The sequence below is a fragment of the Streptomyces sp. NPDC002845 genome (genome assembly GCF_053591955.1).
On record NZ_JBSFUU010000035.1, the window covers coordinates 65,468 to 77,734 of the forward strand.

Genomic DNA, 12,267 nt, shown 5'->3' on the forward strand with positions numbered 1-12,267 from the left:
GGGTAACGGGCTAGAGCGGGATGTTGCCGTGCCGGCGCTGCGGCATGGGCGCGCGTTTGCCGCGCAGCGCGCGCAGGGCCCGGCACACGTGGTCGCGGGTGTCGCGCGGGGCGATGACGGCGTCGACGTAGCCGCGTTCGGCGGCGAGGTAGGGGGTGCCGTGAGTGCTCTCGTACGCGGCGACCAGGCGGGCGCGCAGCGCCTCGGGATCGTCGGCGGCGGCGAGTTCGCGCCGGTGCAGGACGCCCACCGCCCCCTCGGCGCCCATGACGGCGATACGGGCGGTGGGCCAGGCGAGGTTGACGTCGGCCCCGAGGTGCTTGGAGCCCATCACCGCGTACCCGCCGCCGTACGCCTTGCGCACCACCACCGTGACCTTGGGGACGGTCGCCTCGGCGTAGGCGTACAACAGCTTGGCGCCGCGCCGGATGATGCCGGAATGCTCCTGCCGTACGCCGGACAGATAGCCCGGAACATCGGCGAAGGTCAGCAGTGGGACGCCGAACGCGTCGCAGAACCGTACGAAGCGGGCGGCCTTCTCGGAGGCGTCGATGTCGAGGACTCCGGCGGAGTGCAGCGGCTGGTTGGCGACGACACCGACCGAGCGGCCCTCGACGCGGGCCAGGGCGCAGATGATGTTCGGCGCGAACAGCTCCTGCACGTCCAGCAGTTCACCGTCGTCGACCACCGCCCGCAGGATCTCCCGCATGTCGTAGGCCTCGCCCAGCCGGTCCGGGACGACCGCGTCGAGCCCGTCCCCCGCGGAGGTGTCCCCGGGGGCGTACTCCGGGGGCCGCTCCAGGTTGTTGGCCGGGAGGTACGAGAGCAGGTCGCGTACGGTGTCGAGGGCGTCCTCCTCGTCGGCGGCGAGGAAGTGCGCGTTGCCGTTGACGGTGTTGTTGGCGCGGGCGCCGCCCAGGTCCTCGGCGGTGGTGCGTTCGCCGGTGACCGCCTCGATGACGTCGGGGCCGGTGACGAACATGTGCGAGGCGCCGTCCACCATCACCGTGAAGTCGGTGATCGCCGGCGAGTAGGCGGCCCCGCCCGCGCACGGCCCCAGGATGACCGAGATCTGCGGGATCACCCCGGACGCCTGCACATTGCGGCGCACCAGCTCGGCGTAGAGGGCGAGCGAGGCGACACCCTCCTGGATACGGGCGCCGCCGGAGTCGTTGAGCCCGACGACCGGGCAGCCGGTCTTCAGGGCGAGGTCCATCAGGGCGACGGTCTTCTCGCCGAAGGCCTCGCCCATGCTGCCGCCGAAGACCGTGGAGTCCTGGGCGAACACGCACACCGGAGCCCCGTCGATCGTGCCGTACCCGGTGACCACCCCGTCGCCGTAGGGGCGGCGGGCGCCGTCCCCGGTGGGCCGGGCGCGGACGAACAGGCCGGTCTCGGTGAAGGAGTCCTTGTCCAGCAGCCGGTCGATCCGCTCCCGCGCCCCGAACATCCCGCGTCTCCTCGGCCCGCCCGGCTCCAGCGCCTGCTCCTGACGGCGGGCCAGGCCGACGATGCGTTCCGCGGTGCGCCCGGGCGCGTGCGCCGCCGTTTCCCCCGGGCCGGATGTTGCCGCCTCTTTGCTCACAACCACCTCCGAAATGGGTGTCGAATATGGCAGCGCGGCGGCGGGGGGCCGGGCGGATCGCCGTTCTGTGTGGGGGAATTGAGTCCTCCGGAACGGAATTTCATCCCCGTGTGACAAGGACCGCCGGGCGCTTGCCCGCCAGGGCCGAACGGCCGTCGGCGGCGTTCCTTGGTCCTGTCCGCAGGCCCGCGCGTGGCGGTCGAGTGGAGACCGAGCAAGCAGGGGCGGCGACGGCTCACGGGCGAGGCAGCGGCCGGACCGGCGAGCCCGGGTCGGCAGCGCGCTCGGAGGTGATCTGCGGTGACTCGATGGCACCGCGACTGCGCCCGACCGCCGTCCTCGACGAGCGGGACACGCTGGTCATCCAGCTCCAGGACGTCAACGCCGCGTCATGGTGGGCGGGCATCCTTGCCACGTCGGCCTCGCCGTCCGGCAACGCCTGCAGCAGGTTCGTCGGCCACGCCACGAGCACCGATCCGCAGTGGCCCATGTGAGGTCGAGGGCCTCGGCATCGTCTTCCCCTGCACGACCGTCACACCGGGCTGGGATGCTGTCGGTTCCAGCACCGTCCTGAGGAGGCCCCATGTCCGAGCCGTCCGTCCTCGCCGCGTTGGTGTCAGGGCTGCGGGACGGGTCGATCGATGTCGTCGACCTCACGTCGCCGTTGTCGTCGTCCACGCCGGTGATCCAGCTGCCGCCCGAGTTCGGCCAGACCGCCGTGTTCGAACTGGAGGAGATCAGCAGGTACGACGACCGGGGGCCGGCCTGGTACTGGAACAACTTCCGCAGCGGTGAGCACACCGGCACCCACTTCGACGCACCGAACCACTGGGTCACCGGGAAGGACCTCGCCGACGTGGCCTCGGTGCCGGCACGCCGGCTGATCGCACCGGCGGCGGTGCTGGACTTCACCGCCGAGGCGGAGCAGGACCCGGACTTCCTCGTCGAAGTGGACCATGTGAAGGCATGGGAGGCCGACAACGGCCCGCTGCCCGAGGGCGGCTGGCTGTTGCTGCGCACCGGCTGGGACGCCCGCTCGCACGCACAGGAGACGTTCCTCAACGCGGACGAGAACGGCCCGCACACCCCAGGCCTGTCGCCCGAGTGCGCCCGATGGGTGGCACAGGAGTCGCCGGTGACCGGCCTCGGCGTCGAGACGGTGGGCACCGACGCAGGACGCGCGCACTCCTTCGATCCGGCCTTCCCCTGCCACTCCTACCTCATGGGCAGCGACAAGTACGGGCTGACCCAGCTGCGGAACCTGGCGGCGCTGCCGCCGACCGGCGCCGTCGTCATCGCGGGACCGCTGCCCATCGTCACGGGCTCCGGGGCTCCCGCGCGCGTGCTGGCCCTGGTGGAGCGCTCATGAAGGTCGCGGAAGCGGTCGGCCGGGCGCTGTCGGCGTCCGGGGTCGACCATGTCTTCGGCGTGGTCGGTTCGGGCAACTTCCATCTGACCAACGCCCTGGTCGCGACGGGCGCGCGTTTCGTCGCCGCACGCCACGAGGGCGGCGCGGCGACGATGGCCGACGCGTACGCGCGGACGAGCGGCACCGTGGCGGCGCTCAGCGTCCACCAGGGGCCCGGCCTGACGAACGCCGTCACCGGAATCGCCGAGGCGGCCAAGAGCCGTACCCCGCTCCTCGTACTGGCGGCCGAGGTCACCGAACCGAGGTCCAACTTCCACGTCGACCAAGAGGCGTTGGCGCACGCGGTGGGCGCGGTCACGGAGCGGGTCACATCGGCGCGGGACGCGGTCGAGCAGGCCTGTGCCGCGGTGCGGCGAGCCCTGCACGAACGGCGCACCGTGCTGCTCAACCTCCCGCTGCGCGTGCAGGACCTGGACGTGCCCGACGGCGCCCTGGCGCGGGCCGCGCCGCCGCCCGCACGGCGAGCGGTCGAGCCGACGGCGGCCGACGTGACGGCGTTGGCGCGGTTGCTCGGCCGGGCCCGACGGCCGGTCTTCGTGGCCGGGCGGGGAGCACGCGGGCCCGGCTGCCGGGAAGCCCTGACGGAGCTCGCCGAGCGCTACGGCGCGCTGTCGGCGACCTCCGCCGTCGCCCGCGGCCTGTTCCACGGCAACCCCTGGTCGCTCGACATCTCCGGCGGCTTCTCGTCCCCCTTGGCGGCCGAACTGATCCAGGGGGCGGACCTGATCGTGGGCTGGGGCTGCGCACTCAACATGTGGACCATGCGGCACGGCCGGCTGATCGGGCCGGAGGCGACCGTCGTGCAGGTCGACGACGACACGTCCGCGCTCGGCGCGCACCGGGAACCGGACCTCGGCGTCACCGGCGACGTGGAACTCACCGCGCGGCGCGTGCTCGACGCGGGCGACGGCGGACGGCAGGGCTACCGGACCGCCGAGGTCGGCGCCGCCCTCGCCGCACGCGGGCGGTGGCGGGACGTGCCGTACGAGGACACGAGCGGCCGCGAGCGGATCGACCCGCGGACGTTGACCATCGTCCTCGACGACATCCTCCCCGGCGAGCGGGTGATCGGCGTGGACTCCGGCAACTTCATGGGCTACCCGAGCGCGTATCTGTCGGTGCCGGACCACCACGGCTTCTGCTTCACCCAGGCGTTCCAGTCGATCGGCCTGGGCCTGGCGACCACCATCGGCGCGGCACTGGCCCGGCCGGACCGGCTTCCCGTCGCCGCCCTCGGGGACGGCGGCGCGCTGATGGGCGCCGCCGAACTCGACACGGTCCGCCGGCTCGGGCTGCCGATGGTGGTCGTCGTCTACAACGACGACGCCTACGGAGCCGAAGTGCACCACTTCGGGCCCGACGGACACCCCCTCGACACGGTCCGGTTCCCGCCGACCGACATCGCCGCCGTGGCGCGTGGCTACGGCTTCGAGGCGGTCACCGTGCGCACCCGGGCGGATCTCAAGGCCGTCGAGGACTGGGTCGCCGGGCCCCGCTCCGCGCCGCTGCTCATCGACGCCAAGGTGGTCCGCGACCGCGGGGCCTGGTGGCTGGAGGAGGCGTTCCGGGGGCACTGAGCGGCCCCCGGCACACTCGGCTCAGCGGCTCAGCATGTCCCGCAAGGCCTTGGCGATGTCGTCCGGTGCCTCCTCGGCCATGAAGTGACCGTGGCCGACGGTGGTGTGCCGCAGGTCGTCGGCCCAGGCACACCACCGCGCGGCGGCGTCGAGGCCGAGGGCCGCGCTCCAGTCCTGCTGGAGCACGGTGACGGGCATCCGCAGCCGGTTGGCGATGTCCCGGTCGGCCTGGTCGTGGTCGACGTCGATGCCGGCGGAAGAGCACACCGACTGGGGACCGTACGCCCCCTGCTGCCCATCCAACAGGGGCAACGGGCCCAGGCGGCCACGGCGTTGAGCCGGACCCCGACCCGCCCCGCGGCTTCCTCCACGAGGCCCTATGGTGCCTCACCGCCCGAGCGGCCCTGGCCCTCGGCGACCGGGCGACCATGCGGCGCGCCCGCGCCCGCGCGTTCTGTGCTCCCCTTCTGCGCTCTCCGCCGCGATGAACCTTCGTCCGTCCAAGAACGTCTTTGCGATCGGACTGCCGTACGCACAGTCCTCAGGGCAGCGACACCGATACAGAGACCGATCAGACACCGATACAGAGACCGATCAGACACCGGTACAGACACCGACACCGACACGGACGGGGACACGGGTGGACGCAGCACATCATCGTCGCCTCACGACATCTGGCCGTGGGCGACTGTTGCGGGCGACGGCCGTCGGCTTAGGGCTGGCCGCCGCGACGGCCGTCGTCCTCGTGGTGGCCCTTCGGATCAGTACGGCATCGAGCGCTCCCGCCGTGTCCGCCCGCTTCACGACGGCCCAGACCGAAGCCGGAGCAGGGCGGACGACGGACACCGCGCGGTCCGGCGGCGGCAACATGCTGACCTACCGGGTGCAGGTGGAGAACAGCACCGGCCTGGACGCCGACCGGGAGGCGCTCACCGTACGGAAGGTGCTCGACGACCCGCGCGGCTGGACCGCCGGCGGCGAGTGGGCCTTCGAACCGAGCGCGTCCGCCACGGCGGACTTCACCGTGAAGATCGCCACCCCGAAGACCGTGGACAAGCTCTGCGGCGCGGCCGGACTGGACACCGGCGGCGAGGTCAACTGCCGTGTGGGCAACGATGTCATCGTCAACCTCAAACGATGGACGTCCGGCTCACCCCGGTTCCCCGGCCCCATCGAGGAGTACCGCGCGCTGATCATCAACCACGAGGTCGGCCACCGCCTGGGCCGCGGCCACGAGACCTGCCCGCGGGCGGGTGCCCGCGCGCCGGTCATGATGCAGCAGATCAAGGGCCTCAAGGGCTGCGTGGCCAACGCATGGCCCTACGAGCGGGACGGGACGTACATAGGCGGCCCCGCGGTGCCATGATCACCAGCGAGACAGTCTGGCTTCGTACTCCGGGCGGATACGGTGCATACAGCCGGTGTCGTCGCGGCCGCGCATGCCGGAGTCCACGTACAGCCGGTCGAGGGCGTCGTGGTCGAGTTCCAGGCCGAGGCCGGGGCCGGTGGGGACCTCGACCTCGCCGTCGCGCGGTTCCAGGGCGCCGGGGACGATCACGTCGTCGGCCGAGTTCCACGGGTAGTGCGTGTCGCAGGAGTGGTCGAGGTTGGCGACGGCCGCGGCGACTCCAGAACGCCGACGAGTTCGCGAGCGACATACCTCGACGTCCCCACCGTCCAGGCCGTGTCGGGTCCAGCCGCAACGGCTGCCGGGGAAGGCCTCCGCTCGCCGACGCCGTCGAGCCGCGCGGCCTCCTCGATCTCGGAAATCTCGGCCGGTGGGGGCCTTGAAGCATGCGGTCAGCGCCCGGGAGCCCCCGCGCGCAGGCCGTCCATGACGAGGTCCAGGAGGCGGGTGGCGCGTGGTTGCCAGTCGGTGTCGGGGGCGATTGTCCAGAGGCCGGCGATGGCGAGGAAGAAGTCGTCCGCGGTCGCTCCCGGGCGGATGGTGCCGGCGTCCTCGCCCGCGCGGAGGAGGAGTTCGACCGCGGAGGTCACCGGGGAGTGTCCCGGTCTCGCCGGGCTTCCCGGCCCGCCGGTGGCCTGGCGGATGGCGTCCGCGAGGCCGGCCTTCGCCATGGCGAACTGGGCGAGGCGGTCCATCCACTCCCGCAGGGCCTGGTCCGGTTCGCGCGTCTCCAGCAACTGGACGGCGGCGTCGGCGACTTGCTGCATCTCGTAGCGGTAGACCTCAAGGACGAGTGATTCGCGGTTGGGGAAGTTGCGGTAGAACGTGCCCTGTCCGACACCAGCCTTCTTCGCGATCGCACTCAGCGGTGCGTCCGCGGAACGCGTCAACTCGACCAGCGCCACTTCCAGGATGCGCTCGCGATTCCGCTGCGCGTCCGAGCGAAGAGGGCCGTCCTTCGTCTGCCGCACTCGTCCTCCTCGCGGGCTGGTGGTCGCGCCCGTCCTTGCTAAGCGGACAGTCGTCCGGTACGTTTCCAGTGAAGCGGACAGCTGTCCGTTTGAGTCCACTCTAGCGGGGCCCCTGTCTCCCCGTCTCCCCGCGCGGCTCTCGATACGTCTCCTGATGCCGCCGCCTGCGCGAATCGTCGCTTCATACCGATGCCGATGCCGATGCCGATGCCGAGACCGATACCGGTCCGGATACGCGAAAGAAGACCGACCATGGCCTCATTGACGTCCGGCACCCTCACCCTGAACATCAACGGCGAGAAGTACCCACTGTCCGTCGACCACCGCACCACACTGCTCGACGCCCTGCGCGAGCACCTCGACTTAATCGGCACCAAGAAAGGCTGCGACCAGGGGCAATGCGGTGCCTGCACCGTCCTGGTCGACGGACGCAGGACCGTCTCTTGCCTCCAACTCGCCGTCGCCGCCGAGGGGCGCGAGATCACCACCATCGAAGGTGTGGCCGAGGGCGACCGACTGCACCCGGTGCAGCAGGCGTTCCTCGACCTCGACGGCTACCAGTGCGGCTACTGCACGCCCGGTCAGATCTGTTCGGCCGTCGCGGTGATCGAGGAACACGCGGCGGGCTGGCCGAGCGCCGTCACCGACGACGTACGCCCGGAAGCGGGCCCACCACCGCTGACTGCCGACGAGATCCGGGAACGGATGAGCGGCAACCTGTGCCGCTGCGGCGCCTATGTGTCGATCGTCGAGGCGGTCGCCCGCGCGGCCGCGACCGAGGAGACCTCGAAGGGGGCCGCGGCATGAGGGAGTTCGGCTATCAGAGGGCGTACGACGTCTCCGGCGCGGTCGCGTTGCTCGACGCCGACCCGGACGCGCGTTTCCTCGGCGGCGGCACCAACCTCGTCGACCTGATGAAGACCGGCGTCGAACGGCCCGCCCGGCTCGTCGACGTACGTGAACTGCCCTTGGACCAGATCGAGGTGACGGAGGATGACGCTCTGCACATCGGCGCCACCGTCACCAACAGCGACCTCGCCGTCCACCCCGAAGTCCGCCGCCGCTACCCGGCGTTGGCGCAGGCGGTACTGGCCGGCGCCTCCGGACAGCTGCGCAACATGGCCACGGTCGGCGGGAACCTGCTCCAGCGCACCCGCTGCGGCTACTTCGCCGACGTGACCCGGCCCTGCAACAAGCGCGTCCCCGGCAGCGGCTGCCCCGCCGTCGAGGGCGAGCACCACAACCACGCCATCCTGGGCGCCTCCGACCACTGCGTGGCCACCCACCCCTCGGACATGGGAGTGGCACTGGCCGCCTTCGACGCCGTCGTCTCGTACGAAACGGCCTACGGGCCGGGCGAGTTGCCGCTCACCGAGTTCTATCGGCCCGTGGGAGACACCCCGCATCTGGAGACCAACCTGCCGCCGGGGGCGCTGATCACCGGTGTCACCCTGCCGCCCGCCCCGGTCGCCGCCAAGTCCCGCTACCGGAAGGTGCGCGAGCGCGCCTCGTACGCCTTCGCGATCGGCTCGATCGCCGCCGCGCTCGACGTCCGGGGCGGAGTCGTACGCGAAGTGCGGCTCGCCTTCGGGGCGGTCGCGTCCCGGCCGTGGCGGGCCCGCGAAGCCGAGCGCGTACTGACCGGGGCACCGGCCGGCGCCGAGACCTTCGCGGCCGCCGCGGACGCCGAACTGGCCGCCGCCGCACCCCTGCCCCACAACGGATACAAGGTGACCCTGATACGCAACCTCGTGATCGCCGAGCTGACCGGACTCGCCGAGGAGGCGGCCCGATGACCACCGTCACACCCCTGAAGGGCTCCGTCGGCACCGCGCACTCCCGCGTGGAGGGCCGGGACAAGGTCACCGGAGCCGCCCGCTACGCGGGAGAGATCCCCTTCGCCGAACTCGCCCACGGCTGGCTGGCGTTGTCCTCCGTTGCCCGCGGCCGCATCCGCTCGGTGGAGACCGCCGCCGTCCTGGAGATGCCCGGCGTCCTGGCCGTCCTGCATCACGGGAACGCCCCGCGCGTCGAGACCGACTACACCGGCACGCTGGGAGTTCCGCCGGACCCGACCATCGCCGTCTTCCAGCACGACCGGGTACCGCACCTGGGCTGGCCGGTGGCGCTGGTCGTCGCCGGGACGCCCGAGCAGGCCAGGGAGGCCGCCGAGGCGCTCGTGGTGCACTACGAAGAGGAGCCGCACGACGTCGCGCTCTCCGCCGGGCACCCGGACGCGTACGCCGTGGACTCCCACGTGCCGGCGGTGGTGGAGAAGGGAGACCTGGAATCCGGACTCGCCGCGTCCGCCGTCGTCGTGGACGCCGAGTACACCACCCCGGAAGAGCACCACAGCCCCATGGAGCCGCACGCCGTGACGGCCCGCTGGGACGGGGGCCGGCTCGAAGTCGTCGACTCCAACCAGAGCAGCATGTGGGTCGCGGACGAGCTGGCGAAGATGTTCTCGCTCGACCCGGCCTCGGTGCGCGTGCTGTCCGAACACGTCGGCGGCGGCTTCGGGTCCAAGGGGCTCCGCGCCCACCAGGTCGCCGCCGTGATGGCCACGACCGTCCTCCAGCGCCCGGTCAGGGTCGTACTGTCCCGGCGTCAGATGTTCACGCTCGCCGGCCACCGCAGCCCCACGACGCAGCACATCAGGCTCGGCGCCGGCACCGACGGGCGGCTGCGCGCGCTGGAGCACAGTTCCCTGAGCCACACGTCCACCGTGTACGAGTTCGTGGAGCCGAGCGCCGGAGTGGGACGCGTGATGTACGACGCCGACGCCCACCACACCGCCAACCGGGTCGTACGGCTGGACGTGCCGTCGCCGACCTGGATGCGCGCGCCCGGTGAGGCGCCGGGGTCGTTCGCGCTGGAGGCGGCACTCGACGAACTCGCCGAGAAGTGCGGCGTCGACCCGATCGCGCTGCGCGCCCGCAACGAGCCCGAGCGGGGCCCCGTCTCCGGGCTGCCCTTCGCGGGCCGCAACCTGCTCGCCTGCCTCCAGGAGGGCGCCCGCAGGTTCGGCTGGGCGGACCGGGACCCGCGGCCCCGCCTGCGGCGAGACGGACGCTGGCTGCTCGGCACCGGAACAGCGGCGGCCTCCTTCCCCGCGATGGCCATGCCGTCCACGGCGGCCATCACCGCGGAGGCGGACGGCACCTTCACCGTGCGGATCACCGCGTCGGACATCGGGACCGGGGCGCGGACCGCGCTCACCCTGATCGCCGCCGACGCGCTCCAGGAGGCACCGGACCGCATTCACGTCCGGATCGGGGACAGCGACTTCGGCCCGGCGTGGATCGCCGGCGGCTCCGCGGGCACCCGCTCCTGGGCCTGGGCGATCACGGCCGCCGCACGCGAACTGCGGGAGCGACTGGCCCTGGGCGGCGGCATTCCACCGGAGGGCATCACGGTCCGCTCGGACACGACCGACGCCATCGGCGCCCTCGCACAGAAGGAACGGCACTCCTTCGGAGCACAGTTCGCCGAGGTCGCCGTCGACGTCACCACCGGAGAGGTACGCGTCCGGCGCATGCTAGGCATCTTCGCGGCCGGCCGCATCGTCAATCCGCTCACCGCCCGCAACCAGCTCATCGGCGGAATGACCTGGGGCATCTCCATGGCCCTGCACGAGGAGGCGATCAGGGACCAGGCCTCTGGCGGCCACGTCGGCGCGGACCTCGCGGGCTATCACCTCGCCGCGCACGCCGACGTACCCGCCATCGAGGCGGACTGGATCGACGACCCGGACCCGGACGACCCGGTCGGCATCAAGGGCATCGGCGAGATCGGCGTCGTCGGCGCCGCGGCGGCCATCGCCAACGCGGTCTGGCACGCGACCGGCGTACGCCACCGGAGCCTGCCGATCAGGCCGGACCGCGTCCTCATGACCGGGGCGCAGGATGCTTGACCTCGCCGAGGAGCTGACCCGCTGGGCCGAGGAAGGCCGGGCCTTCGCCGTCGCCACCGTCGTGGCCGTCGGCGGCAGCGCCCCGCGCCCTCCCGGCGCCGCCCTCGCCGTCGACAGCGCGGGCACGGCCGTCGGCTCGGTCTCCGGCGGCTGCGTCGAGGGAGCGGTGTACGACCTGTGCGTCCAGGCGCTCCAGGACGGCGAGACCGTGCTCGAACGGTTCGGATACAGCGACGAGGACGCCTTCGCGGTCGGCCTGACCTGCGGCGGGGTCATCGACGTCCTGGTCACTCCGGTCGGCGCGGACACGCCCGTCACGAAGGCGCTCGCGACCGCCGCTCGGGACGGGGCGGCGGCCCTCGCCCGCGTCACCCGGGGCCCGGCCGAACTCCTCGGCCACGCACTGCTCGTGCACCCCGACGGCTCGTACGAAGGCGGTCTCGGCGGTCACGTCGAACTGGACCGCACGGCGGCGGCCGAGGCACGGGCCATGCTGGACACCGGCCGCACCGGCACCGTCACGCTCTCCGAGGACGGCTCGCACTGCCCCGGCGGCCTCACGCTGCTCGTCGAGTCGAGCGTGCCGCCACCCCGCCTGATCATCTTCGGGGCGATCGACTTCGCCGCGGCGCTCGTACGCACGGGCAAGTTCCTCGGCTACCACGTGACCGTGTGCGACGCCCGCCCCGTCTTCGCCACCCGGGCCCGCTTCCCCGAGGCGGACGACATCGTGGTCGACTGGCCCGACCGCTACCTGCGGCGCACGGAGACCGACTCCCGCACGGTCCTGTGCGTCCTCACCCACGACGCCAAGTTCGACGTCCCCCTGCTGGAGACCGCCCTGCGCATGCCGGTCGCGTACGTCGGCGCCATGGGCTCGCGCCGCACCCACGCCGACCGCGACCGACGGCTGCGGGAAGCCGGCCTCGGCGAACGGGAGCTGGCCCGGCTGAGGTCCCCGATCGGCCTCGACCTCGGCGCCCGTACGCCCGAGGAGACCGCGCTGTCCATCGCGGCGGAGATCGTCGCGACCCGGCGGGGCGGGACGGGCGTACCGCTGACCGGATCGGGGACGCCGATCCACCGGGACGGGCGAGAGCGGGGTGTCGTGGCGGCCGCCTGAAGGCGGGATGGGGACAGGCCGGGATGTACGGAAACAGGCCCGGAGCACTTCAAGGACGGAACCCTGCCGGGCACCTACGACAAGGCGGGTCAAGAGGTGAAGCGGAAGGTCCACAGACCGCGCCGACCGTACCGACGCGGTCGGGCGAGCGTGCCCTCGACCGGCGGCTTCCTGTTGCCGCGCGACCGGCTCTCGCAGGCCGGTGCCCCGTGTCCCCCCTGCCCGGCCGGGTACCCGGCCGACGAGGCCCGACAAGGCTGG

The 12,267-nt window shown here is 72.5% G+C and carries 11 protein-coding genes and 1 pseudogene; 8 read left to right on the forward strand and 4 right to left on the reverse strand.

Going from position 1 to position 12,267, the window contains the following annotated elements:
• Positions 1 to 10 precede the first annotated feature (10 nt).
• Entirely contained in the window at positions 11 to 1,585 is a 1,575-nt protein-coding gene (locus ACWD3C_RS25210) for an acyl-CoA carboxylase subunit beta (RefSeq protein ID WP_451147572.1), read from the reverse strand.
• A gap of 308 nt (positions 1,586 to 1,893) precedes the next feature.
• On the opposite strand from ACWD3C_RS25210, the gene ACWD3C_RS25215 reads away from it, so the two are divergent.
• The 3 genes from ACWD3C_RS25215 to ACWD3C_RS25225 all read left to right on the forward strand — a co-directional run bounded on the left by ACWD3C_RS25215 (position 1,894) and on the right by ACWD3C_RS25225 (position 4,591).
• Positions 1,894 to 2,079 carry a hypothetical protein gene (locus tag ACWD3C_RS25215; protein ID WP_451147574.1) on the forward strand — a complete coding sequence of 62 codons (186 nt, stop codon included), beginning with the start codon at positions 1,894 to 1,896 and terminating at the stop codon, positions 2,077 to 2,079.
• An 89-nt stretch (positions 2,080 to 2,168) separates the two neighbouring features.
• Entirely contained in the window at positions 2,169 to 2,954 is a 786-nt protein-coding gene (locus ACWD3C_RS25220; RefSeq protein ID WP_451147576.1) for a cyclase family protein, read from the forward strand.
• Positions 2,951 to 4,591 (forward strand): thiamine pyrophosphate-binding protein, encoded by a 1,641-nt coding sequence (locus tag ACWD3C_RS25225; protein WP_451147578.1) that lies wholly within the window; start codon positions 2,951 to 2,953, stop codon positions 4,589 to 4,591. Before ACWD3C_RS25220 ends, ACWD3C_RS25225 begins: the two co-directional genes overlap by 4 nt.
• A 21-nt stretch (positions 4,592 to 4,612) precedes the next feature.
• On the opposite strand, the pseudogene ACWD3C_RS25230 reads toward ACWD3C_RS25225, so the two are convergent.
• Positions 4,613 to 4,852 (reverse strand): annotated as a pseudogene (locus tag ACWD3C_RS25230) (alpha/beta fold hydrolase); the annotation flags it as partial.
• Between the two features lie 526 nt (positions 4,853 to 5,378).
• Between ACWD3C_RS25230 and ACWD3C_RS25235 the strand changes: the two are divergent.
• Complete coding sequence (locus ACWD3C_RS25235; RefSeq protein ID WP_451147580.1) at positions 5,379 to 5,957, forward strand: DUF3152 domain-containing protein; 579 nt, start codon at positions 5,379 to 5,381, stop codon at positions 5,955 to 5,957.
• Here the strand turns inward: ACWD3C_RS25235 and ACWD3C_RS25240 are convergent, their stop codons facing one another.
• Positions 5,958 to 6,488, reverse strand: a complete 531-nt coding sequence (locus tag ACWD3C_RS25240) for an enolase C-terminal domain-like protein (protein ID WP_451147635.1) — start codon at positions 6,486 to 6,488, stop codon at positions 5,958 to 5,960.
• Positions 6,392 to 6,970 carry a TetR/AcrR family transcriptional regulator gene (locus ACWD3C_RS25245; protein ID WP_451147582.1) on the reverse strand — a complete coding sequence of 193 codons (579 nt, stop codon included), beginning with the start codon at positions 6,968 to 6,970 and terminating at the stop codon, positions 6,392 to 6,394. The genes ACWD3C_RS25240 and ACWD3C_RS25245 overlap by 97 nt, the downstream gene beginning before the upstream one ends.
• 252 nt (positions 6,971 to 7,222) lie before the next feature.
• Here ACWD3C_RS25245 and ACWD3C_RS25250 point away from each other — a divergent pair, with 252 nt between their 5' ends.
• The 4 genes from ACWD3C_RS25250 to ACWD3C_RS25265 are packed head-to-tail and all read left to right on the forward strand — an operon-like array spanning position 7,223 to position 12,006.
• Positions 7,223 to 7,777 (forward strand): 2Fe-2S iron-sulfur cluster-binding protein, encoded by a 555-nt coding sequence (locus ACWD3C_RS25250; protein WP_451147584.1) that lies wholly within the window; start codon positions 7,223 to 7,225, stop codon positions 7,775 to 7,777.
• Positions 7,774 to 8,766 (forward strand): FAD binding domain-containing protein, encoded by a 993-nt coding sequence (locus ACWD3C_RS25255; RefSeq protein WP_451147586.1) that lies wholly within the window; start codon positions 7,774 to 7,776, stop codon positions 8,764 to 8,766. Before ACWD3C_RS25250 ends, ACWD3C_RS25255 begins: the two co-directional genes overlap by 4 nt.
• Positions 8,763 to 10,883 carry a xanthine dehydrogenase family protein molybdopterin-binding subunit gene (locus tag ACWD3C_RS25260; RefSeq protein WP_451147588.1) on the forward strand — a complete coding sequence of 707 codons (2,121 nt, stop codon included), beginning with the start codon at positions 8,763 to 8,765 and terminating at the stop codon, positions 10,881 to 10,883. The genes ACWD3C_RS25255 and ACWD3C_RS25260 overlap by 4 nt, the downstream gene beginning before the upstream one ends.
• Positions 10,876 to 12,006 (forward strand): XdhC family protein, encoded by a 1,131-nt coding sequence (locus ACWD3C_RS25265; RefSeq protein WP_451147590.1) that lies wholly within the window; start codon positions 10,876 to 10,878, stop codon positions 12,004 to 12,006. The genes ACWD3C_RS25260 and ACWD3C_RS25265 overlap by 8 nt, the downstream gene beginning before the upstream one ends.
• Positions 12,007 to 12,267: the final 261 nt, after the last annotated feature.

Excerpts from the sequence above, each read along its gene's own strand:
- ACWD3C_RS25215 (WP_451147574.1), top strand. The coding sequence starts at position 1,894 with ATGGCACCGCGACTGCGCCCGACCGCCGTCCTCGACGAGCGGGACACG.
- ACWD3C_RS25220 (WP_451147576.1), top strand. The coding sequence starts at position 2,169 with ATGTCCGAGCCGTCCGTCCTCGCCGCGTTGGTGTCAGGGCTGCGGGAC.
- ACWD3C_RS25225 (WP_451147578.1), top strand. The coding sequence starts at position 2,951 with ATGAAGGTCGCGGAAGCGGTCGGCCGGGCGCTGTCGGCGTCCGGGGTC.
- ACWD3C_RS25250 (WP_451147584.1), top strand. The coding sequence starts at position 7,223 with ATGGCCTCATTGACGTCCGGCACCCTCACCCTGAACATCAACGGCGAG.
- ACWD3C_RS25255 (WP_451147586.1), top strand. The coding sequence starts at position 7,774 with ATGAGGGAGTTCGGCTATCAGAGGGCGTACGACGTCTCCGGCGCGGTC.
- ACWD3C_RS25260 (WP_451147588.1), top strand. The coding sequence starts at position 8,763 with ATGACCACCGTCACACCCCTGAAGGGCTCCGTCGGCACCGCGCACTCC.
- ACWD3C_RS25265 (WP_451147590.1), top strand. The coding sequence starts at position 10,876 with ATGCTTGACCTCGCCGAGGAGCTGACCCGCTGGGCCGAGGAAGGCCGG.